Annotated in this window: 22 protein-coding genes; 14 read left to right on the top strand and 8 right to left on the bottom strand. The window is 72.5% G+C overall.

Going from position 1 to position 22,138, the window contains the following annotated elements; genetic code table 11:
* Nucleotides 1-183 precede the first annotated feature (183 nt).
* Nucleotides 184-846 carry a hypothetical protein gene (locus BGO91_RS18440; RefSeq protein WP_290474193.1) on the bottom strand — a complete coding sequence of 221 codons (663 nt, stop codon included), beginning with the start codon at nt 844-846 and terminating at the stop codon, nt 184-186.
* A 111-nt stretch (nt 847-957) separates the two neighbouring features.
* On the opposite strand from BGO91_RS18440, the gene BGO91_RS18435 reads away from it, so the two are divergent.
* Nucleotides 958-1,524 carry a M15 family metallopeptidase gene (locus tag BGO91_RS18435; RefSeq protein ID WP_290474192.1) on the top strand — a complete coding sequence of 189 codons (567 nt, stop codon included), beginning with the start codon at nt 958-960 and terminating at the stop codon, nt 1,522-1,524.
* 34 nt (nt 1,525-1,558) lie between these two features.
* Here BGO91_RS18435 and BGO91_RS18430 read toward each other — a convergent pair whose 3' ends face one another.
* Nucleotides 1,559-2,179, bottom strand: coding sequence for an NAD(P)-dependent oxidoreductase (locus tag BGO91_RS18430; protein ID WP_290474191.1), 621 nt, complete (start codon nt 2,177-2,179; stop codon nt 1,559-1,561).
* Nucleotides 2,180-2,238: 59 nt separating this feature from the next.
* Here BGO91_RS18430 and BGO91_RS18425 point away from each other — a divergent pair, with 59 nt between their 5' ends.
* The 4 genes from BGO91_RS18425 to BGO91_RS18410 all read left to right on the top strand — a co-directional run bounded on the left by BGO91_RS18425 (nt 2,239) and on the right by BGO91_RS18410 (nt 6,148).
* A complete protein-coding gene (locus BGO91_RS18425) occupies nt 2,239-2,730 on the top strand; it encodes a MarR family transcriptional regulator (RefSeq protein ID WP_290474190.1) in 492 nt (163 codons plus the stop codon).
* A gap of 10 nt (nt 2,731-2,740) precedes the next feature.
* Complete coding sequence (argG, locus tag BGO91_RS18420) at nt 2,741-4,177, top strand: argininosuccinate synthase (RefSeq protein WP_290474189.1); 1,437 nt, start codon at nt 2,741-2,743, stop codon at nt 4,175-4,177.
* 794 nt (nt 4,178-4,971) lie between these two features.
* Nucleotides 4,972-5,694 (top strand): alpha/beta hydrolase, encoded by a 723-nt coding sequence (locus BGO91_RS18415; protein WP_290474188.1) that lies wholly within the window; start codon nt 4,972-4,974, stop codon nt 5,692-5,694.
* A gap of 4 nt (nt 5,695-5,698) precedes the next feature.
* A complete protein-coding gene (locus BGO91_RS18410; protein ID WP_290474187.1) occupies nt 5,699-6,148 on the top strand; it encodes a MarR family transcriptional regulator in 450 nt (149 codons plus the stop codon).
* Here BGO91_RS18410 and BGO91_RS18405 read toward each other — a convergent pair.
* Both BGO91_RS18405 and BGO91_RS18400 read right to left on the bottom strand, forming a co-directional pair.
* Nucleotides 6,111-7,088 carry a diacylglycerol kinase family protein gene (locus BGO91_RS18405; RefSeq protein ID WP_290474186.1) on the bottom strand — a complete coding sequence of 326 codons (978 nt, stop codon included), beginning with the start codon at nt 7,086-7,088 and terminating at the stop codon, nt 6,111-6,113. The genes BGO91_RS18410 and BGO91_RS18405 overlap by 38 nt on opposite strands.
* Nucleotides 7,089-7,379: 291 nt before the next feature.
* Nucleotides 7,380-8,729, bottom strand: a complete 1,350-nt coding sequence (locus BGO91_RS18400; RefSeq protein WP_290474185.1) for a serine/threonine-protein kinase — start codon at nt 8,727-8,729, stop codon at nt 7,380-7,382.
* 121 nt (nt 8,730-8,850) lie between these two features.
* Here BGO91_RS18400 and BGO91_RS18395 point away from each other — a divergent pair, with 121 nt between their 5' ends.
* The 3 genes from BGO91_RS18395 to BGO91_RS18385 are packed head-to-tail and all read left to right on the top strand — an operon-like array spanning nt 8,851 to nt 9,870.
* Nucleotides 8,851-9,387 carry a MarR family transcriptional regulator gene (locus BGO91_RS18395; RefSeq protein WP_290474184.1) on the top strand — a complete coding sequence of 179 codons (537 nt, stop codon included), beginning with the start codon at nt 8,851-8,853 and terminating at the stop codon, nt 9,385-9,387.
* A gap of 50 nt (nt 9,388-9,437) precedes the next feature.
* Complete coding sequence (locus BGO91_RS18390; RefSeq protein ID WP_169730356.1) at nt 9,438-9,602, top strand: hypothetical protein; 165 nt, start codon at nt 9,438-9,440, stop codon at nt 9,600-9,602.
* Nucleotides 9,603-9,615: 13 nt separating this feature from the next.
* Nucleotides 9,616-9,870, top strand: coding sequence for a DUF6458 family protein (locus BGO91_RS18385; RefSeq protein ID WP_290474183.1), 255 nt, complete (start codon nt 9,616-9,618; stop codon nt 9,868-9,870).
* Nucleotides 9,871-10,042: 172 nt separating this feature from the next.
* On the opposite strand, the gene BGO91_RS18380 is transcribed toward BGO91_RS18385, so the two are convergent.
* The 3 genes from BGO91_RS18380 to BGO91_RS18370 form a co-directional block, all read right to left on the bottom strand.
* Entirely contained in the window at nt 10,043-11,419 is a 1,377-nt protein-coding gene (locus BGO91_RS18380) for a pyridoxal-dependent decarboxylase (RefSeq protein WP_290474182.1), read from the bottom strand.
* 139 nt (nt 11,420-11,558) lie between these two features.
* The gene (locus BGO91_RS18375) at nt 11,559-12,809 is read right to left on the bottom strand and encodes an MFS transporter (protein ID WP_290474181.1); all 1,251 of its coding nucleotides are present in this window, start codon (nt 12,807-12,809) and stop codon (nt 11,559-11,561) included.
* A 117-nt stretch (nt 12,810-12,926) separates the two neighbouring features.
* A complete protein-coding gene (locus tag BGO91_RS18370; protein WP_290474180.1) occupies nt 12,927-13,478 on the bottom strand; it encodes an XRE family transcriptional regulator in 552 nt (183 codons plus the stop codon).
* A gap of 31 nt (nt 13,479-13,509) precedes the next feature.
* On the opposite strand from BGO91_RS18370, the gene BGO91_RS18365 reads away from it, so the two are divergent.
* From BGO91_RS18365 to BGO91_RS18350, 4 genes are all read left to right on the top strand, one after another.
* A complete protein-coding gene (locus BGO91_RS18365) occupies nt 13,510-14,433 on the top strand; it encodes a DMT family transporter (protein ID WP_290474179.1) in 924 nt (307 codons plus the stop codon).
* A 45-nt stretch (nt 14,434-14,478) separates the two neighbouring features.
* A complete protein-coding gene (locus BGO91_RS18360; RefSeq protein WP_290474178.1) occupies nt 14,479-15,426 on the top strand; it encodes a DJ-1/PfpI family protein in 948 nt (315 codons plus the stop codon).
* A 138-nt stretch (nt 15,427-15,564) separates the two neighbouring features.
* On the top strand, nt 15,565-16,563 hold the full coding sequence (gene gap, locus BGO91_RS18355; RefSeq protein WP_290474177.1) for a type I glyceraldehyde-3-phosphate dehydrogenase: 999 nt from the start codon (nt 15,565-15,567) through the stop codon (nt 16,561-16,563).
* 99 nt (nt 16,564-16,662) lie between these two features.
* Nucleotides 16,663-17,568: an aminoglycoside phosphotransferase family protein gene (locus BGO91_RS18350; protein ID WP_366925301.1), complete on the top strand. Its 906-nt coding sequence runs from the start codon at nt 16,663-16,665 to the stop codon at nt 17,566-17,568.
* A gap of 78 nt (nt 17,569-17,646) precedes the next feature.
* On the opposite strand, the gene BGO91_RS18345 is transcribed toward BGO91_RS18350, so the two are convergent.
* Entirely contained in the window at nt 17,647-19,863 is a 2,217-nt protein-coding gene (locus tag BGO91_RS18345; protein WP_290474176.1) for a DEAD/DEAH box helicase, read from the bottom strand.
* Between the two features lie 263 nt (nt 19,864-20,126).
* Between BGO91_RS18345 and BGO91_RS18340 the strand changes: the two genes are divergently transcribed.
* Together BGO91_RS18340 and BGO91_RS18335 are read left to right on the top strand one after the other, a co-directional pair.
* A complete protein-coding gene (locus BGO91_RS18340) occupies nt 20,127-21,590 on the top strand; it encodes an NAD(P)/FAD-dependent oxidoreductase (protein ID WP_290474175.1) in 1,464 nt (487 codons plus the stop codon).
* A gap of 4 nt (nt 21,591-21,594) precedes the next feature.
* Entirely contained in the window at nt 21,595-22,053 is a 459-nt protein-coding gene (locus BGO91_RS18335; RefSeq protein WP_290474174.1) for an SRPBCC family protein, read from the top strand.
* The last annotated feature ends 85 nt before the right edge of the window (nt 22,054-22,138 follow it).

Raw genomic sequence — 22,138 nt, 5'->3', positions numbered from 1 at the left:
TGCCCAGAAATCAGGAGCGCAAAGCTTCCCTCCACCCCCGCAGTTCGTTTGGAACGTCAGCGAGTCCTTGCGCGCCTCGTAACACCTCCCGTCCGGGTCACTATTCGTGATGGGACGTTCAGAACAATTCCGTCACGTGACCGGGTACTAGCGTTCCGTTGGGTTTCGGGTGGCGGCCGGGCCTCACGCCGTGATCCCGCACCCCTCCGCGGTGATCTGGTCGCCCGTGCCGACCTGGATGGTGGTGATCGCCGGGTCGGTGCGCCAGGCGCCGAAGACGATGGAGTGGCCGGAGGCGTCGGTCACCGCGTAGGTGATGAGGCCCTCCCCCATGCCGGAGGTCTTGTGGGCGTCGGGGTAGGCCTTCACGAGGTCGTCGATGGTGGAGCCGATCCCGATGCCGTTCGCGGTGCGGGGGCCGGGGCTCGCCTCGGCGGGGATGTCGACGTTGAGGACGATGGAGGTGACGCCGTCGGCGGCGGATTCGGCGGTTCCGACGCGGAGGCCGGAGGGGGTCGAGACGAAGTCGAGGCCGCAGCCGTCGGCGGCCACTTCGGGCTCGAAGGCGGCGAGGACGTCGTGCTGCTCCGTCGACGGGGTGCCGAGGACGAGCGGACCGACGCCATCGAAGCCGATGGTCCACGTGGAGGGCTGCGCCGGGTCGGCGGCGACGGTCTCTGCGTCGGCGGTGGGTGATGCCGAGGTCGACAGGCCGGGTGTGACCTCGACGAAGCCGGGCGTCGGTTTCGCCGGCGTGCAGCCGGTCAGCGCGAGCGCCAGCGCGGTCGCGGCGAGCGCGCCCGTGGCCAGCGCGGCGGCAGCGGAAAGCGGACGGTGTACCCCCATGGTGATCCCCCCTCGTGGATGTCCCTCCTGTCTAGCAGATCCCTCGCTCGACGGATACGGATGCGCCGAGCGGTGGATGACGGAGTTCTCCACCGCTGCGACGGTGGGATCATGCCCGTTCCCCATCGACGTCTGCTCTGCACCGCGCTCACCCTGTCCGCCCTTCTCGCCCTCACCGGATGCGCGTCCGCGGCCTCCGAGACCACCCCCGACGCGGAGCGCGCGACGCAGACGGGGCCGTTGGGCGACGACGACGGGTACATCCCCGAAGGCTCGTCCCTTCCGCTCGACAGCGGGAAGCCCGCGGTGCAGCGCCTCGACCCGGCCCTGCTCGGCGCCCTTCGGGAGGCGCAGGCGTCGGCGGCGGACCGCGGCACCGAGATCACCATCGCGGACGGCTGGCGGTCGGAGCGCTATCAGGAGACGCTGTTCGCGCAGGCCGTGCAGCAGTACGGCAGCGAGGAGGAGGCGTCCCGCTGGGTCAAGCGCGGCGCCGACTCCGCCCACGTGGCGGGCGACGCCGTCGACATCGCCACGGCCGACGCCATGGACTTCCTCAACCGCTTCGGCGCGGAATGGGGGATCTGCCAGACGTACGCCAACGAGATGTGGCACTTCGAGCTGCTCACCGAGCCGGGCGGCGAGTGCCCGGCTCCGGCGACGGACGGGCGGGGGTAGCGCGCGGGGGTACGGCATGACGCGGCCACCCCACTCACCCGGCGATCCCGACCGCCTCCCGGATCGTCTCGGGCCGCCCGAGGCAGTCCAGCATCCCGGCGGCCAGATCGCCTCGGGACACGGTGAAGCCGCGCGGGACGCTGCCGCCGATGCGCGTGCGGTAGCGTCCGGTCGCGGCGCGGTCGGTCAGCGTCGGCGGGCGCAGCGCGGTCCAGGCCGCGGAGGACGCGCGCAGCGCCGCTTCCATCTCGCGCAGGTCGTCGTAGACCGGGCGCAGGATGCGGCCGACCAGCGGCAGGGCGATGCGTCGGCTGAGGAAGCCGTCGTCGGCCGGAGGCGGCTCGACGGGAGCGGCACTGATGACGACGAGGCGGCCGGGCTCGGCGGTGAGGATGTGGCGCGTCGCGGGGCCGGCGACCGGCGCGTCCTTCCGCGACCGCGGTCCGATCGCCGAGAGCACGGCATCGGCGCCCTCGATCGCCGCACGCAGCGCGGCGGTGTCGGAGAGGTCGCGGACGACGTGGACCGTCAGGCGAGGGTCCGCATCCGTGGCCGGCCGACGCAGTACGGCCGTGACCGCATCGCCGCGCTCGAGGGCCTGAGCGACGACGAGCCGGCCGGTGCGCCCGCTCGCTCCGAAGATGGTCAGTTTCATATCGTCATAGTAGGTGATGATCACAGCGCCGTGCAATCACTGATTGGTACGATGTCGGGATGCCGCCCGCCGACATCCCCGCGCTCGAGACGCGCGCCAGCTTCCTGCTCTCGCAGCTCGGCCTCCAGAGCGCCCAGCGGTTCACCGCCGCGCTCGCGCCGCTCGGGATCACACCCAACCGCTTCGGCGTCCTCGCGCACCTGTCGCACCAGGAGGGACGCACGCAGCAGGAGCTCGCCACCGCGCTCGGACTGCACCGCAACTCCATGGTCGGGATGATCGACGACCTGGAGGAGCGCGGCCTGGTCGAGCGGCGGCGGCACCCGGACGACCGCCGGGCGTACGCCATCCACTTGACGCCCGCGGCGCGCGACGTGCTCGTCGCCGGCGACCGGCTCGCCGATGAGCTGGAGCAGGCGACGCTCGCCTCCCTCGACGACACCGAGCGCACCGCCCTGATCGCGACCCTGACGAAGCTGGCGGCGACGTCCGGATACCCCGCGGGCGTCCACCCCGGACTCGACGCCCCCGCCCACAGCACGCCCCACTAAACTGGAGCGCGTGTCCAAAGTCTTGAGCAGTCTCCCGGTCGGTGAACGAGTCGGCATCGCGTTCTCGGGAGGTCTCGACACCTCCTGCGCGGTCGCCTGGATGCGCGAGAAGGGTGCGATCCCCTGCACCTACACCGCCGACATCGGGCAGTACGACGAGCCGAACATCGGCGAGGTCCCGGGCCGCGCCCACGAGTACGGCGCGGAGATCGCGCGCCTGGTCGACGCGAAGGCCGCGCTCGTCGAGGAGGGCCTGATCGCCCTCCAGTGCGGCGCGTTCCACATCCGCTCCGGCGGCAAGACGTACTTCAACACCACCCCGCTCGGTCGCGCGGTCACCGGCATCATGCTGGTGCGCGCGATGATGGAGGACGGCGTCGAGATCTGGGGCGACGGCTCCACCTACAAGGGCAACGACATCGAGCGGTTCTACCGCTACGGGCTCGTCGCCAACCCGCGCCTGCGCATCTACAAGCCGTGGCTCGACTCCGCGTTCGTCGAGGAGCTCGGCGGCCGCAAGGAGATGAGCGAGTGGCTCGTCGCCCGCGGCTTCCCGTACCGCGACGCCACCGAGAAGGCCTACTCGACCGACGCGAACATCTGGGGCGCGACGCACGAGGCCAAGCGGCTCGAGGAGCTCGATGCCGGTCTCGACATCGTCGACCCGATCATGGGCGTCGCCGCCTGGCGCGAAGACGTCGAGGTCGCGCCCGAGACGGTGTCCGTGCGCTTCGACGGCGGTCGCCCGGTCGCCCTCAACGGCGTCGAGTTCAGCGACGCCGTCGCGCTCGTGCTCGAGGCGAACGCGATCGGAGGCCGCCACGGCCTCGGCGCGTCCGACCAGATCGAGAACCGCATCATCGAGGCCAAGAGCCGCGGCATCTACGAGGCGCCGGGCATGGCCCTCCTGCACATCGCCTACGAGCGCCTCCTCAACGCCATCCACAACGAGGACACGGTCGCCAATTACCACAACGAGGGCCGCCGCCTCGGCCGCCTGATGTACGAAGGCCGCTGGCTCGACCCGCAGTCGCTCATGCTGCGCGAATCCCTGCAGCGCTGGGTCGGCTCCGCCATCACCGGCGAGGTCACCCTCCGCCTGCGCCGCGGCGACGACTACACGATCCTCGACACCACGGGCCCGGCGCTCAGCTACCACCCGGACAAGCTGTCGATGGAGCGCGTCGGCAACGCCGCGTTCGGCCCGGCGGACCGCATCGGCCAGCTGACCATGCGCAACCTCGACATCGCCGACTCCCGCTCCCGCCTCGAGCAGTACGCGGCCTCCGGCCTCATCGGCGGCCCCACCGCCGAGCTCGTCGGAACCCTGGAGGCCGGCAGCGCCCGCGCCATCCTGGAGCTCGACGTCGACGAGACCGACGACGCCCTCTCCCGCGAGATCGACGCCAGCTCCGAAGGCGCCGCCTTCGACTCCGGCACCGACTGAGCGGGACGCGCTGCGCTTCGCGCCTCGCGAGGGGTGAGTAGTTGCGGGTATCCATCCCGCCTTACCCGCAACAACTCACCCCTCGCGGAAGCCTGTCCGCACCCGCCCCTCGCGCATCTCGCGAGAGGCGAGTAGTTGCGGGTATCCGGCCCGCCTTACCCACAACAACTCACCCCTCGCGGAGTGAGAGTAGGTGCGGGTGCTCGGGACGCCTGACCCGCAATAACTCGCCCCTCGTAGGCGCGCGTCCACACGCACACCTCCCACGTCTCGCGAGATGCGAGTAGTTGCGGATATCCGGCCAGCCTTACCCACAACAACTCACCCCTCGCAGAAGCCCATCCACACCCATGCCTCCCACGTCTCGCGAGAGGCGAGTAGTTGCGGGTATCCGGCTCGCTTTACCCGCAACAACTCACCCCTCGTAGGCGCGCGGCCACTCGCACGCCTCCCGCAGCTCGCGAGAGGTGAGCAGATGCGGGTATCCGGCTCGCTTTACCCACAACAACTCACCCCTCGCGGGAGGCTGTCCACACCCACGCCGACCGCATCTTGCGAGATGCGAGTAGTTGTGGGTATCCGGCTCGCTTTACCCACAACAACTCACCCCTCGCAGGAGCCTGTCCACGCCCGCCCCGCCCGCATCGCGCGAGATGCGAGTAGTTGCGGGTGTTCGGGGCGCCTTACCCGCAACTACTCACCCCTCGCGGGCGGAGCGAGCGCGCACACGCACCCGCACCCGCCCCCGCACCCGAGATAGTCAGCTGGCTGAGCATCCGGCGTAGGGTGGGGGGATGGGAAAGCGGATCGGGGTCATCGCGAGCTGGGTCGCGGCCGTGCTGGTGCTCGTCGTGATCGGGTTCCTCGGCTGGGCGAACACGCCGATGATGGGCGAGCGGCCTGCGGCGATCGCGGCGTGGACGGATCCGGCGGTGCAGATCCGGGATGCGGGCGACGCGGTGGTCATGTCGCCGACGGGCGAGGCGTCCGGCGAGGGCCTGGTGTTCGCTCCGGGCGCGCGGGTCGACCCGTACGCGTACCTCTACAAGCTCTCCGGTGCGGTGGCGGAGACGGGGCTGACGGTCGTGATCACGAAGCCGACGCTCAACCTCGCGTTCTTCGACACGCGCCCGCTGAGCACCTTCACGAGCCTCGCGCCGGGCGTGACCGACTGGGCGGTGGGCGGCCACTCGCTCGGCGGCGTGCGCGCGTGCCAGCTGGCCGACGACCCGGCGGTCAGCCGGCTCATCCTGTTCGGCAGCTACTGCGCGAACGACCTCTCGAAGACCACTCTCGAGGTGCTCTCGATCGGCGGCGGGAACGACGGCCTCAGCACGCCCGCCAAGATCCGGGATGCGGCGCACCTCCTCCCCTCCGACGCCACGTTCGTCGAGGTGCCCGGGATGACGCACGGCCAGTTCGGCGACTACGGCCTGCAGCCGGGCGACGGGACGGCCACGATCAGCGACGACCGGGCCCGCGATGCGATCACCGCGGCACTCGCCTCAGTATTCTGAGGCGATGGACGCACGCGCCGAGGACGATCTGCACCGACCGGAGAACTGGCCGCTCGGCCGGCTGCTCGGCGCCGCCTCCCGCGCGGTCGAACGGGCCTGGGCCGAGGCGCTGGATGCCCGCGGGCTCACCCACGCCGGTTTGATCGTCCTGCACATGCTGGAGCTCGGGGTCGTCTCGCAGGCCGACCTCGCCCGCATCGCCCAGGTGGAGGCGCAGACGATGTCGCGCACGGTCGACCGGCTGGAGCGCGAGGGTCTGGTGACGCGCGAGCCGGACGCGTCCGACCGCCGCCGTCACGTCCTCGCGATCACCGCGGCCGGGCGCGTGGCGTTCGAACAGGTGCGCGGACTGGAGGACGAGGTGTTCCCGGAGGTCGACGACCCGGCGGCACTCCGGGCGGCCCTCGTCCGGATCGTCAGCTCGTCGCCGCGTCCGGGGTCGCCGGCACCCTGACGGTCAAGCTCAGCGGATCGACGCGGGTGCGCATCGCGATCACCTCGCCGAACAGGTCGCCGTCGAGGTCGACGGGCTGCGGGCGGTCGAGGCGCAGGACGAGCTCGCGCCCCTTGAGGTAGTTCATCGCGTGGATCTCGTGCCCGGATCCCATCAGTCGCCGGCCGACGCTGGTGCGGCGCAGCACGCCGTTCTCCCAGAACACCTTCGCGACGATCTGCAGCCAGCCGAAGAACCCCTCCGGGCGCAGCACCACGATGTCGAACTCCCCGTCGTCGACGGCGGCCTCGGGCAGCAGGAGGATGTTGGCCGGCAGCGATCCGCAGTTGCCGACGATCACGGTGTGCGCGCGCACGGAGTGCACCCGCCCGCCGTCGAGGCGGTACCGCAGCCGCAGCTCGTTCTTATCGCGCAGCACGGTGCCGATCGCCTTCACATAGGCGAGCCAGCCGGCCTTGGCCTTGAGGTCGTCGTCGGTGGCGGCGATCATCTGGGCGTCGATCCCGAACCCGGCCATGACGAGGTACGCGTGCTCCGCGGTCGCGCCGGCGGCGTCGCGCAGCTCGGCCACGCCGACGTCGATCGGACGGTCCTCGCCGCCGAAGGCGCTGTCGAGCGAGTGCTCCACGTCGTCGAGGGTGAGCCCGAGGTTGCGGGCCAGGAGGTTGCCGGTCCCGGAGGGCAGCAGGGCCAGCGGGGTGCCGTGCCCGCGGAGCGCCTCGGCGACCATGCGCACCGTCCCGTCCCCGCCGGCGGCGATCACCACGTCGACGCCGCGCTCCAGCGCCTCCCGGGTCTGGCCGGCGCCGGGGTCCTCCTCGGTCGTCTCGAGCCAGAGGGTCGGCTCCCAGCCCCAGCGCTCCTCGGCTGCGGACAGCGCGGCTCGAAGGGCGGGCTCGTCGACCTTCACAGGGTTGACGACGATCGCGGCGATGCTCATGGAGGTCCTCTCGTCCCCTCGACCGTACCCGGTGCGGGCTAACGGTCGGCGACATCCCGCAATACGACCTCGACCAGCACGACCAGGCACACGGCCACGATCGCCCAGGCGAGGAGAGTGAGAACCATCACCCTTCCTTCTTACCGGGCCCGCGGCGGCCGGGCGAGGAAAGGCGGCAACTCGTAACATGCGGGCCGGAAACGTCACACGCCGGTAACGCGGGGAGGGTGGCGGGGGCGGCGGTGGGAGGGTGCGGTCCGGTCGGCGGCGGGACGGGCGGCGGGACGGCGGTCAGCCTTTCCCGTTGCCTTTCCCGTTCCCCTTCCCGCCGTTGCCGTTGCCGTTCCCGTTGTTCCCGTTCCCGTTGTTGCCCTTCCCGTTCCCCGCGCCGCCCTTGCCGCCGTCGTCCACCCCGGTCGTGCCCTGATCGGGCGCGGGAGCGGGAGTCGGGACGACGGCGGGAGCGACGGTCTGCGGCGGAGCCTGGACGCTCGGCGTCGGCCGCGGCGTGGGGCCGGTGTCGGCGGGGCCGCCGGCCGGCGCCAGGATCGCGCCCAGCGCGAGCATCACCGCCACGACGACGACCGCACCCGCCCCCACGAGGACGCCGACGACACGGCGCCGCCTGCGCGCGGGAGGGGCGAGCATCCGCGTCGGCTCGGTCGAGTCGGCCGCCGCGGGCATCGCCACGGTCGGCACATCACCCACCGTCGGCGCATCACCCACCGGCAGCGCACCGCCCACGGCCTGAGCACCTCCCACCGCCAGCGCATCCCCCTGCACTTCACCCACGGCCGGCACCTCACCCACCCGCGGCATCCATCCCGCCAGCTCCGGCGCCATCACGGCCGCCATCGTGGCGACCTCGGCAGCGGTCGGCCGCAGCGCCGGGTCCGCGCTGGTCATCGCGAGCAGCATCCCGCGCCAGCCGTCCGGGAGGTCGTCCGGCACGCGCGGGTCGTGGGCAGCACGCGCGGCGACAGCCTCCACTGCGGTGCCGGGGTACTCGCGCACGCCCGTGAGCGCCTCCAGGACGACGAGACCGAGGGCGTACACGTCGGACGCGGGTCCGGGCTCGGCGCGGTGCAGCTGTTCCGGGCTGAGGTAGCCCGCCGTGCCGATGACGGTCCCGGCCGTGGTCAGCCGTTCGGCGCCGAGGAGGTGGACGATGCCGAAGTCGGCCAGCTTCGCGCTCGGCGCACGCCCGGGCACGTTCGGGGAGGCCAGGAGGATGTTGGCGGGCTTGAGGTCGCGGTGCACCATCCCGGCGCCGTGGACGACGGCGAGCGCCTCCGCGACGTCCGCGGCGAGGGTGGCGACCTGGTCGGCCGGGAGCGGCCCGTCGTCGAGCCGCGAGCGCAGGTCCTGCCCGTCGACGAGCTCCATGACGAGGAAGCTGGGGGTCGTGTCGCCGTCGCCGGCGAGATGGGCGTCGAACAGGGCGACGAGGTGCGGGTGCGAGAGCCGGGCGAGGGCGGTCGCCTCCCCGCGCCGCCGGGCGTCGTCGGCGGCCGTCCCCGGCGGGAACAGTTTGATCGCGACGAACCGGCCGAGCTGCCTGTCGTAGGCGCGATAGACGCTCGCCATGCCGCCGCGACCGAGCCGGTCGCGCAGCTCGTACCGGTCGAGTAGCGGATCCACCGTGCGAGCATACGCGCACGCTCGGGAGGCGGAGGTCGGCGCACATTCTCCACCGTGAATACGCTCAGAATCGTGCCGGGGGGCCTTGCACGGGAGGCGTTCCCGGGCCTGGCTGGGGAACGTGGGAGATCGGGAGCAGCGTGCGGACGGCATCGGGGGCGGAGCGCCCCGGCCTGACACCGGCGTGCTCGAGGCCCTCCAGGTGTACCGCGCGGCGGAGGCGGCGATGCGTCGCCGGACGGGTGCCGCGATGGGCATGGGCGACAACGACCTGCTGGCGCTGCGGCTCATCCTCGACAACACGGCCACGGGCCGGCTCACCGCCGCGAAGGATCTGAGCCGCTATCTCGGGATCTCGTCCGCCTCCACCACCGCCCTGATCGACCGGCTGGAGAGCGGCGGGTTCGTCGAGCGGCGGCGGAGCATGACGGACGGGCGCTCGATCACCCTGCTGCCCACGCGTGCCGCCCTCGGCGAGACCGGGCCCCTGCTGGCCGAGGCCAACGCTCAGCTCGCGGCGGCGTCGGCCGAGCTCAGCCCCGACGAGGCCGAGACGGTGACGAGGTTCCTCACCCGGATGCGCGAGACCGTCGACCGCATCGCGTCCGATCGCGCGCGGTCTAGACCCGAAAGACGTCGCAGTCAAGGGGATTACTAGGCAACCGAAACAGTTGTTCGATGGTGTGCGTCAAGGAAAGGACACTCTCCATGAACATCCTGCTCATCATCATCGCGATCATCGCGATCGTCCTGCTGCTCACCGGAGGCTTCGTCCAGTCGCTGAACTTCCTGCTGTGGGTCGGTATCATCCTGCTCGTGCTGGCGGTGATCGTCTGGCTCGTGCGCATGCTGACCGGCAGTCGCCGGGTCTGACCGGAGTCGTCGCATGAGCCTCGGAACAGGGATCGTCCTCGTCGTCATCGGCGCGATCCTGGCGTTCGCCCTGAACGTCCAGGTGGACTGGATCGATCTGCACCTCGTGGGCTACATCCTGATGATCGCCGGACTTATCGGCATCATCCTCGGGATCGTGCTGATGTCGCGCCGCCGCCGCAGTGTGGCCACAACGCGCACGGCTGTCGATCCCGCGACGGGAGAGCGTGTGACCCGCCGCACCGGCGAGTCGGACGACGTGCTCTGACGACACCCATCGACGACAGGAGCCCCGCACCATTCCGGTGCGGGGCTCCTTCGCGTGCGGGCACCGGCCGACACCGACCCGCGAGACATGAGTAGTTGCGGGTGCGAGGGGCCCGACACCCGCGACTACTCACGTCTCGCGGCCGAATGCGGCGCTTCGCGATCGGGTCCCCTCACATGGTGTCGAGGATGGCGACCAGGTCCTCGAAGGTCGTCAGCGGGTTGAGGATGGCGAACCGGGTGTTCGGGCGGCCCGCGTGCGAGCTCGGGGTGACGAACGCGCGCTGCTCGTCCAGCAGGCGGGCCGACCAGAGGGCGTAGTCCTCGCGGGTCCAGCCGTCGCGCTCGAACACGACGACGGAGAGTTGCGGCTTGCGGACGAGCCGGAAGCCGTCGCGCCGCTCGATCTCGGTCGCGATCCGCTCGGCCAGGCGCAGGGAGGCCGTGACGGCATCCCGGTACGCGGCCGCGCCGTGGCTCGCGAGGGAGAACCAGAACGGCAGTCCGCGCGCGCGGCGGGTGAGGTGGATCGCGTAGTCGGACGGGCTCCACTCGGCGGCGTCCGTCAGGGTGTCGAGGTACTCGGCGTGCTGCGTGTGCGCGCGGCGGCCGGACTCGGGGTCGCGGTAGATCAGCGCGCAGGCGTCGAACGGCGCGAAGAGCCACTTGTGCGGGTCGACGATCACCGAGTCGGCGTGCTCGACGCCGGCGAACCGCGGACGCGCGAGCGGGGACAGCATCCCGGCCAGGCCGTAGGCGCCGTCGACGTGCAGCCAGAACGGGAAGTCGTCCTTCAGCGCGGCGATGGAGGCGATGTCGTCGACGATGCCGAAGTTCGTGGATCCGCCGGTCGCGACGACGGCGAAGACCGCGTCGCCGTACTCCTCCAGCGCGGGACGGACGGCCTCGCCGGTCAGCACACCGGACTCGCCGGGCGAGACGGGGACGACGTCCACATCCATCACCCGGGCCGCCGATGCGACCGAGGAGTGCGCCTCGGCGCTGCAGACGATCACCCAGCGGTCCGACGGCGAGCGGCCGTCGGCCCGGGCGTGGTCGCGCGCCGCGACGAGTGCGGACAGGTTGCCCAGCGTCCCGCCCTGCACGAACACGCCGCCCGCCGTCGCGGGGAGTCCGAACTCGGCAGCCAGGAAGGAGAGCACCTGGTTCTCGGCGTACACCGCCCCGGACCCCTCCAGCCACGAGCCGCCGTACACGGCGCTGGCCGAGACGACGAGGTCGAACGCGGTCGCCGCCTTGGTCGGGGCCGTCGGGATGAACGAGAGGTACTGCGGGTGGTCGGTCGTGATGCAGGCGGGGGCGAGCACGTGCTCGAACACGGCGAGGGCGCGCTCGGCGCCCATCCCGCCCTCGGAGACGGTCTGCCCGGCGAGGCGGCGCAGCTCGTGCTCGGGCAGCGGCTTGTCGAGCGGGGTGTCGGTGCTCAGGATGCGGCGGCGCGAGTAGTCGAGCACGAGGTCGACGAGGTCGCGGGTCTCAGGAGTGACGGCGTGCATCCGGTCGGCGGACAGCGGGGACTGGGTGTTCATGGGACCTCCGCGGACCATGCTTTCACACGGAATGAGCACAAGTGCGGCGCTGTGCGCAGCTTTCGTGCGCAGTGTTGCGCCTTGATGCTCGTATCGTGCGCTTTCGGGAGCGAAGGCGACGAGACCGAGCTCGTGCCCGCTATCCCGCGACGGATTCTTCGATCGCGTCTTCGCCCGCAGTCCGGCCCGTGCCGGCGTCGCCGCCCACGTCGAGTGGATCGCGTCGGTCGCGCAGGAAGAGCGACGCGATGAACGCGACGACGAGCGCCGCCGCGATCACGACGAAGACCGCGGTGATGGAGGTCCGGTCCGCGATCGCGCCCAGGACCGGAGCCAGGAACCCGCCGAGGGTCGTCGAGAGCCCGAGGGTGACTCCGCTCGCCGTGCCGATGTGCCGGCGGAGGTAGGCGTGCGAGAGCGTGACGTGCAGGGCGAAGGGGACGAAGAGCGCCGCGCCGAGCAGGGCGGTCGCCGCGATGGCGATGCCCGCGGCGGGCGCGGCGACGATGCCGACGGCGGCGAGCGCCGCCACCGCGTAACCGAGCGGGATGACGACCCGGCGCCCGAACCGGTCGGCGAGGAACCCGCCGAGCAGCGTCCCGATCGCCCCGGCCGCGGGGAAGACCGCGAGCGCGATCGCGCCGACGCCCGCGTCCGTGCCGAAGCGCTGGGCGACGTAGAGCGCGATGAACGACGTCGTGCCGAGGTACGCGAGCGACCAGAAGGAGATGACCACGAGCAGCCAGGCGAAGCGGCCCCAGGCGTCCGGTGCGGTGGTGGTGGAGGCGGTTGCGGCGGTGCGGGAGACGACGGGGGCGGCCTCCACGCGGACCTCCGGCACACGCCGCCGGCGCACCGCCAGGTAGACGACAACGACGGCGGCCGTCGGCACCAGGAGCAACGGTGTCGACCCCAGCCCGAGCGTCCCCGCGGTCAGCCCGACGAGCAGCGGCGCCAGGGCGACGCCGACGTTCCCGCCGACGGAGAAGATGCTCATCGACCGGTTGGTGCCGCCTCCGGCCGCGCGTGCCTCGACGGTCGCGGGCGGGTGGTAGGCCGCGACGCCCACGCCCGACAGCGCGACGACGACCCAGGTCAGCCAGTAGCTGCCCGAGGTGAGGCCCGCGGCGGCGACGGCGAGGCCGGCGGGGACCATCCACCGCAGGTCGAGCCGGTCGCTGAGCCAGCCGAAGACCGGCTGGGTGATGCTCGAGAGCGCGGTGGAGGCGAGCACGATGCCGGCGGCGGCCGCGTAGTCGTAGTGCTGCTGCGCGATGAGGGAGGGCAGCATGGCGGCGACGGCGCCGGTCTGGAAGTCGTTCATGGTGTGCGTCGACACCAGCGACCAGAATCGGGCGCGGCGGCGCGGCAGGGGGGTCGGGGTGGGCACGGCATCCTCCACGGTTCGAGCGGGCAGGATGCGACTGTATTGAATGCACAACTCCTCAGACAAGTTGAGGAGTGGATTCGCGATACGACGTGGCGGATCCGCGCTATCGGGGCCGCGTCACGAGACCACGAGCCGCACGAAGCGCGCGGTCTCGGCGCCGACCGGCACATACGAGTACCGCTGCGCGCTGGGGTAGATCGCGTGCTCGTCGGCGCCGAGCTCCGAGACCCCGTCCTCGCGCTCGATGCGCAGCCGCCCGGCGGTGACGAAGACGATCTCGTGCCAGCCCGCCGGGTCGGGCTCGGCGTCGTAGCGGTCGCCCGCGGCGAGCGCCCACGTCCAGAGCTGGGCGTCCGTGCGGGCGGGGACGGCGCCGACCAGCGCGGCGACGCTCTCGGCGGATGCTCCGCGCCAGGCGACGGCGTTGACCGCGGTCAGGAGGGCGGACGGTTCGGCGACCAACGTGATGAAGTCGGTGTCGAGCGCCCCGGCCACGCGGTCGAGCCCCGAGAGGCTGATGTTGGCCTCCCCCGCCTCCAGGTTGATGATCGTGCGCCTGCTGATCCCGGAGCGTTCCGCGAGGGTCGCCTGGCTGAGGCCGCGCTCCTGGCGGAGGCGGCGGAGGTTCCCGGCGACGTGGGCGAGAACATCGGAGCCGTGGTCTGGCATGTGCACCATTCTGCACCATAGGATGTGCAGGATGCTGCACACACCCGATCGGACCCGCGACCCCGCGCGGCGGCGGTTCCCCGTCAGCCGGCAGGAGGCCGCGCTCCTCGCGATCACCGCCCTCTGGGGATCGACCTTCCTCATCGTGCACCTGGCGATGGAGCACAGCGGGCCGTGGTTCTTCGTCGGGCTGCGCTTCGCGGTGGCCGGGCTCCTCGGCCTCGCGATCTTCCACCGCTCGCTGCGCGGGATGCGCTGGCGCGACGTCGGTGCCGGCGCGGCGATCGGCGTCTCCATCGCCCTCGGCTACGGCCTGCAGACGATGGGCCTGCAGACGATCAGCAGCAGCACCTCCGCCTTCATCACCGCTCTGTACGTGCCGCTCGTCCCGCTGCTCCAGTGGGTGGTGTTCCGCCGGGCGCCGCGACCGCTCACCCTGGTGGGCGTCGGCCTCGCCTTCGTGGGGCTGATGCTGCTGGCCGGGCCGGACGCGCTGACCATCGGGCTCGGGCCCGGCGAGATCGCCACCCTCGTGAGCACGCTGCCGATCGCGGCCGAGATCCTCCTGATCGGCCTGTTCGCGAAATCGGTCGACGTGGGCCGCGTCACGATCGTGCAGCTGCTGGTGGCGGGAGGCGTCGGGTTCCTCGCCATGCCGATCGTCGGGGAGGCCGCACCCGCGTTCTCCTGGGCGTGGCTGCTGCCCGGGGTCGGCCTCGGCATCGCGAGCTGCGTCATCCAGCTCACGATGAACTGGGCCCAGCGCTCGGTCTCCCCCACCCGTGCCACGATCATCTACGCGGGCGAGCCGGTCTGGGCGGGCGTCGTCGGGCGCATCGCCGGCGACCGGCTGCCCCCGATCGCGATCGCGGGGGCCGCCCTCATCGTCGCCGGCGTGATCGTCAGCGAGCTGCGACCGGCGAAGCGCCGTGAGACGCCTCCCGGCCTCGGCTAGACTCCGGCGCGCGGGCGTGTCCTCCGGCCCGCGGAAGGAGCTCCGATGACCGCCCGGGACCACCGCGTCGCCGTCCTCGTGCTGGAGGGCGCGAAGCCGCTCGACGTCGGCATCCCGTCGCAGGTGTTCGCCCACCGGCCGAGCATGCCGTACGAGGTGCGCGTCTGCGGCGCGGAGCCGGGGCTCGTCACCGGAGGCGACGGGCTGTCGTACCACGTGGCCGAAGGGCTGGACGCGCTCGAGCGCGCCGACACCGTGTTCATTCCGGGATACCGCGAGCCGGCGAGCACGGAGCCGCCCGCGGCCGTCGTCGCGGCGCTGCGCCGGGCGCACGAGCGCGGCGCCCGCCTGGCCGCGATCTCCACCGGCGCCTTCGCGCTGGCGGCCACCGGGCTGCTCGACGGCCGGCGGGCGACCACGCACTGGCACTACACGCGCGCCCTCGCCGAACGGCATCCCCTCATCCGCGTGGATGAGAACGTGCTGTTCGTCGACGAGGGCGATGTGCTGACCTCGGCGGGCGCCGCCTCCGGGATCGACCTCTGCCTGCACCTGGTTCGCCGCGACCACGGGGTCGGGCTGTCCAACCACGTCGCGCGGCGCCTCGTCGCCGCGCCGTACCGCAGCGGCGGCCAGGCGCAGTACGTGCCGCGCAGCGTGCCGGAGCCGCTCGGCGACCTGTTCGCCGAGACGCGCGAGTGGGCGCTGGGTCGGCTGGGCGGACCGCTCACCCTGGCCGAGCTCGCGCGCAACGCGAACGTCTCCGAGCGGACCTTCTCGCGGCGGTTCGTCGAAGACACCGGCTACACGCCGATGCAGTGGGTGCTCCGGGCACGCGTCGACCTCGCGCGCGAACTGCTGGAGCGCAGCGACCTCGGCGTCGAGCAGATCGCGCACCGGGTCGGGCTCGGGACGGGGTCGAACCTGCGCCTGCACTTCCACCGCATCCTGGGCCCCTCCCCGACGGAGTACCGCCACACGTTCTCGGCCTGACGGGCCCTGGCGGGATCCTCGCGAGGGGTGGCACACACGCTGGCGCGATGCTTGCGTGCACTGTCGTGGGAGCCACTTTCGCGGGCCGCGCTGGCGACGGAGCATGGATGGCGGACCGGGAACGAAAGGAACCACCCCATGACCCGCATCGCCATCAACGGCTTCGGCCGCATCGGCCGCAACACCCTCCGCGCCCTCCTCGAGCGCGACACCGACCTCCAGGTCGTCGCCGTCAACGACCTGACGGCGCCCGACGCCCTCGCGCAACTGCTCCGCTTCGACAGCTCCCTCGGCCGCCTCGGCCGCACCGTGGAGGTCGACGGCAGCACCCTCGTCGTCGACGGACAGCGCATCGAGGTGCTCGCCGAGCGCGACCCCGAGAACCTGCCCTGGGCCGACCTCGGCGTCGAGATCGTGCTGGAGGCCACCGGCCGCTTCACCTCCGCCGACGCGGCCCGCGCGCACCTCCGCGCCGGCGCCAAGCGTGTGCTCGTGAGCGCCCCCTCCGACGGCGCCGACGTGACGCTCGCCTACGGCGTGAACACCGACGAGTACGACCCGGCGTCGCACACCATCGTCTCCAACGCCTCCTGCACCACGAACGCCCTCGCGCCGCTCGCCAAGGTGCTCGACGACCTCGCCGGCATCGAGCACGGCTTCATGACCACGGTGCACGCCTACACGCAGGAGCAGAACCTGCAGGACGGCCCGCACCGCGACCCGCGCCGCGCCCGCGCCGCCGGCGTGAACATCGTGCCCACCACGACCGGCGCCGCCAAGGCGATCGGCCTCGTGCTCCCGGGCCTCGACGGCAAGCTGTCGGGCGACTCCATCCGCGTGCCCGTGCCGGTCGGCTCCATCGTCGAGCTCAACACGACCGTCGCGCGCGAGGTCACCCGCGACGAGGTGCTCGCCGCCTACCGCGCCGCCGCAGAGGGGCCGCTCGCCGACATCCTCGAGTACTCGGAGGACCCGCTGGTGTCGAGCGACATCACCGGCCAGCCGGCGTCGTCGATCTTCGACTCGGCGCTGACCCGCGTCGACGGCACGCACGTGAAGGTCGTCGCCTGGTACGACAACGAGTGGGGCTTCTCCAACCGCGTCGTGGACACCCTCACCCTGCTCGCCCGCTCCTGAGCCCGGACTCGCCTGCCAGACGTGAGTCGTTGCGGGTGCGGGTAGGCCCGCACCCACGACGACTCACGTCTCGCGGGCGTGTCTGTTAGCGTCGAGCGCGTGAATCAGAGCTCGACCCCTGTCTCGGACATCTCCGCCGACGCCGAGCTGGTCGGCCGGATGATCGCCGAGCAGCACCCGGACCTCGCGGGGCCGCTCCGGCTGGTCTCCGACGGCTGGGACAACCGCATCTTCCGCCTCGGCGACGACTTCGCGGTCCGCGTGCCGCGCCGGGAGGTGGCGGCGCACCTGATCGAGCACGAGCAGCAGGTGCTCGGCGCGATCGCCGAACGGGTCGCGGTGCCCGTCCCCGCTCCCGTCCGCGTCGGCGTGCCGAGCGCGACCTTCCCGTGGCCCTGGAGCATCATCCGGTGGCTGGAGGGGGTCGACGGCGCCTCGGTCGACGCCCCCGCCCGGGCCGTGATCGCCGAACCGCTCGCGGCCTTCGTGCGCGCTCTGCATATCCCCGCGCCCGCCGATGCGCCGGTCAACCCGGTGCGCGGCGTCCCGCTCGCCACGCGCGACGCGGCCGTCCGCGATCGCATCGCACTGCTCGCCGCCCGCCTCGACACGACCGCGCTCACCGCGGCGTGGGAGGACGCACTGGCCGCACCCGTGTGGGACGGCCCGGCGCTCTGGCTGCACGGCGACCTCCACCCCGGCAACCTCGTGCTCCACTCGGCCGACGGCACCGCGGAGGGCGTGGACGGGCTCGCCGCGGTCATCGACTTCGGCGACGTGACGGCCGGCGATCCCGCGACCGACCTGGCGACGGCCTGGCTCACGTTCGACGGCTCCGCGCGGGAGGCGTTCCGCGCCGCGTTCGACGGGACCGTCGACGACGCGACCTGGCGACGCGCCCGCGGCTGGGCGGTCACCATGGGCACGGCCCTCGCCGCCCACTCGGACGACAACCCCCGCATGGGCGGGATCGGCCGTCACGCGCTCGCGCAGCTGGCCGGCTGAACACCGCATCCGGCTCCGCGCACGCAGAAGCCCCCGCCCGCTGTGCAGCGGACGGGGGCTTCGTGGTGCGAGGGTCGCTTACGCCTCGGCGGCGGCGAGGGCGCCGGCCTGCGCGAGGTCGGTGAGCAGCTGGTCGCCCGGGATCGCGGGGACGAAGTCCGCCTCGATCTCGGCGCGGTCGAGCAGCTCGTTCATGCGGCGCTGACGCTGACGCGGGATGAGCGTGACGACCGTGCCCTGCTTGCCGGCGCGGCCGGTGCGGCCCGAGCGGTGCAGGTAGGTCTTGTACTCGTCCGGGGCGTCGGCCTGGATGACCAGGTCGATGTCGTCGACGTGGATGCCGCGGGCGGCGACGTCGGTCGCGACCAACACGTTCACGCGGCCGCTGGTGAGCTGCGCGAGGTTGCGGGTGCGGCGGGACTGGTTGAGGTCGCCGTGCAGGCTGACGGCGGGGATCCCGGCGTCGTCCAGCTGGTCGGCGAGCATCTCGGCGAACGCGCGGGTGCGGGCGAAGATCAGGGTCTTGCCCTCGCGGTCGGCGAGCTGCTCGATGATGGCCGGCTTGTCGCGGTGCTCGATGACGAGCACGCGGTGGTCGATCGTCGAGGACGCCTGGTCCTCGCCGGCGACCTCGTGCACGGCGGGCTCGACGAGGAACTCGTCGACGAGCTGCGCGACGCCCTTGTCGAGGGTCGCCGAGAAGAGCAGCTTCTGGCCGCCCTCCGACGTCTCGCGCAGGATGCGCTGCACCGGCTCGAGGAAGCCGAGGTCGCACATGTGGTCGGCCTCGTCCAGGACGGTGACGACGACCTCGCTGAGGTCGAGGCGGCCCTGCTCGAGCAGGTCCTCGATGCGGCCCGGGGTGCCGATCACGATGTCGACGCCGCGCTGCAGCGCGCCGACCTGACGGCCCTGGGGCACGCCGCCGTAGATCTGCGTGGTGAAGAGGCCGACGCTGCGGGCGATGGGCTGCACCGTGCGGTCGATCTGGAGGGCGAGCTCGCGGGTCGGGGCCAGGATGAGCGCGCGGGGGGCGCGGCCGATCTGACGCTTGCCGCCGGCCTTGCCGGACTCGGCCCAGAGCTGCATGAGGCGCTCGACCATGGGGGCGCCGAAGGCGATGGTCTTGCCGGAGCCGGTGCGGCCGCGGCCGAGCACGTCCTTGCCGGAGAGCACGTCGGGCGCGGTCGCAGCCTGGATCGGGAAAGGCTTGTCGGCGCCGAGCTCGGCGAGCGCGCGCACGACGTTGCCGCCGAAGCCCAGGTCGGCGAAGGTCACGCCGTCGACGTCCGCGGCCTGGATGGCCTCGGCCTCGAGCCGCTCGAGCACGACGTCGTCTTGCGCCTTGAACGCGGGCTTGTCGTCGCGCGAGGGGTAGAAGGAGGAGTCGCGGCGCGGGCGGTCGTCGTGGTCGCGGCGCGGGGCGCGGTCGCCACGGTCGTCGAAGGAACGGCGGGGACGGTCGTCGAAGTCGCGACGCGGGGCACGGTCGCCGCGGTCCTCGAAGGAACGGCGGGGACGGTCGGAGAAGTCGCGACGCGGGCGGTCGTCGTGCTCGCGGCGCGGGGCACGGTCGCCACGGTCACCGCGGTCGTCGAACGAACGACGGGGACGGTCGTCGGCGTCGCGACGCGGACGCTCGGGGCGGCCGCCGCGGTCGTCGAACGAACGGCGCGGGCGGTCGTCGTTGTCACGACGCGGGGCACGATCGCCGCGGTCCTCGAAGGAGCGACGGGGACGGTCGTCGTTGTCACGACGCGGAGCACGATCGCCGCGGTCCTCGAAGGAGCGACGGGGACGGTCGTCGTTGTCACGACGCGGAGCACGATCACCACGGTCGTCGAACGAACGACGGGGACGGTCGTCGTAGTCGCGACGCGGGGCACGGTCACCACGGTCGTCGAACGAACGACGGGGACGGTCGTCGTCGCGGCGCGGACGGTCGGCGCGGTCGTCGAAGGAGCGGCGGGGGCGCTCGTCGGCATCGCGACGGGGGCGCTCATCGCGACCGGCACGGCCGCGGCTGTCCCACTCGCGCTCGGTGCGGCGCGCGTCCTTGCCGCGGGGCTCCCAGTTGGGGCGCTCGCTGCGGCCGCGGCCGGCGGCGTCGGAGCTGCCGCCACGGGTGCCGTAGACGGCACGGCCGCGCTCGGCGCTGCCACCACGGGTGGCGCGGTCCTCGGCGGTCCAGCGGGCCTTCTTGCCGGCGGTCTGCTCCTCGGCGCGGTAGCCGCGGTGCTTGGGGCTCTTGCTGCCGACCTGCTTGGGTCGGTCGTTCTTCTTGTACGGGGGCATGCGTGATTCTTCCTGGGTTGTCTCAGGTGCGCGGCGGCACGCAGAAGCGCACCGGGGAATCCCCGTCGAACATCGTCCGGGGCCGTTCACATCGTGATTGTCCGCACCTCTGATCGGGTGCAGAACCGGCCCGCTTGACTTACAAACCCATCCGCGCGACATGCGCGGTGTCAAGAGCCGACCTCCCAACGATACAGGACGGAGGCTGTGAAGCGGCTGCCGATCCCGGAACCGGTTTCGAGAGCACGGGGTATACAGGAGGTATGCCCTCCGACTCCTCGCTCGACGCCGTCGTGATCGGCTCCGGCCCGAACGGGCTGTCCGCCGCCGTCACCCTCGCCCGCGCCGGATTGTCGGTGCGGGTGTACGAGCGGAACGCCACCGCCGGCGGCGGGATGCGGACCGAGGAGATCACGCTCCCCGGCTTCCGGCACGACATCTGCTCGGCCGTGCACCCGCTGGCGTTCGCATCCGGCTTCTTCCGCCGGTTCGGGCTGGAGAAACGGGTCCGGTTCGTCACGCCGACCGCGTCGTACGCGCATCCCCTCGACGGCGGCCGCGCCGCGGTGGCGTACCGCGACATCGAGCGCACGGCGGACGCCCTCGGCCCGGACGGCGCGGCCTGGCGCGCTCTCATCGGACCGCTGGCACGGCACGCGGACGAGGTGGCGCAGTTCACGGGCTCGGCGATCGTCGGCCTCCCGCGCCATCCCCTCGTCGCCGCCCGGCTCGGGGCGACCGCGCTGCTGCAGGGCGGCCCCTGGTGGAACCTTCCGTTCCGCACCGAGGAGCCCGGCGCGCTCCTGACGGGCGCGTTCGCGCACACGACCCTCGCGCTCCCGAGCGTCGCGGGTGCCGCCGCAGGCCTGACCCTCGCCGCCTACGGCCACGCGCGCGGCTGGCCGGTGCCCATCGGTGGCTCGCAGAGCATCGCCGACGCCCTGGTGGCTGATCTGGAGGCGCACGGCGGCGAGCTCGTCACCGGCACCGAGGTCACGAGCCTGGGCGACCTCCCGGAGTCGCGCATCGTCGTCTTCGACACGCACGTGCGCGCGGCGGCCCGGCTCGGCGAGGACCGGCTCGCGCCCTCCTACCAGCGCAGCGTCTCCCGGTTCCGCAGCGGGAACGGCGTCTGCAAGGTGGACTTCGCGCTCGCGGGCCCCGTGCCGTGGGCGAACCCCGAGCTCAACGAGACCGCGACCGTGCACGTGGGCGGCACCCGTGCCGCCGTCGCCCGATCCGAGCGCGAGGTGGCGCGCGGCGCGATCGGCGACGACCCCTACGTGCTCGTCTCGCAGCCGTCGCTCTTCGACGACACCCGCGCCCCCGCGGGCAAGCACGTCCTCTGGGCGTACACGCACGTCCCTCACGGCTCCGCTGCCGATCGGACGGAGGCCGTCATCCGCCAGCTCGAGCGCTTCGCGCCGGGCTTCCGCGACCTCATCCTGGCGAGCACCTCCCGCACCGCCGACCAGATGGAGCTCTACAACCCCAACTACCTCGGCGGCGACATCTCCACCGGGATGCCCGACCTGCGTCAGCTGATCGTCCGGCCCGTCCTCTCGCCCGACCCGTGGCGCATGCCCGGGCGCGGCCTCTATCTCGCGTCGGCCTCCGCCGCTCCCGGACCGGGTGTGCACGGACTCGGCGGGTATTACGCGGCGCGCAGCGCGCTGCGCCACGAATTCGGCGTGACCCGCATGCCGTCTCTCGCCCCCGAGGAGTGACGCCATGTCCGTGACCGTCCGCCGATTCCGCTGCACGCCCGACCAGGTCTTCGCCGTGCTCGCCGACCCCTGGGTGTACCCGAGCTGGGTGGTCGGAGCGTCGCGGATGCGCGCGGCCGACGACACCTACCCGGCGGCCGGCTCCAAGCTGCACCACTCCATCGGGGTCTGGCCGTTCGTGCTGAACGACGAGACTCGCGTGGACGAATGGGACCCGCCGCGCCGGATGGTGCTGCAGGCCAAGACGCGCCCCTTCGGCGAGGAGCGGGTCGTCATCGACGTGCGCCCGCACGGCGACGACTGCCTCGTGCGCATGGAAGAGCACCCCGTCGCCGGCCCGGCCCGGCTGATCCCCGCGCCCCTCGCGGACGTCGCGCTGCACGTGCGCAACCGCGAGTCGCTGCGCCGACTGGAGTGGGCGGCACGGGGATGGCGGAGCGCGGGACCGGGCATCCTCTCCTGAGGGAGAATGAGGCTCCCTCACCCGTCTCTCAGCGACCGTTCAAAGCGTGATCCGGTGCCGGGAAGGGCGTGTCGCGACCGCTCGA

Origin of the sequence: Leifsonia sp. 71-9 (genome assembly GCF_001898805.1) — a bacterium.
Classification (GTDB): Bacteria; Actinomycetota; Actinomycetes; order Actinomycetales; family Microbacteriaceae; genus Leifsonia.
This window is presented reverse-complemented; position numbering and strand designations above follow the sequence as displayed.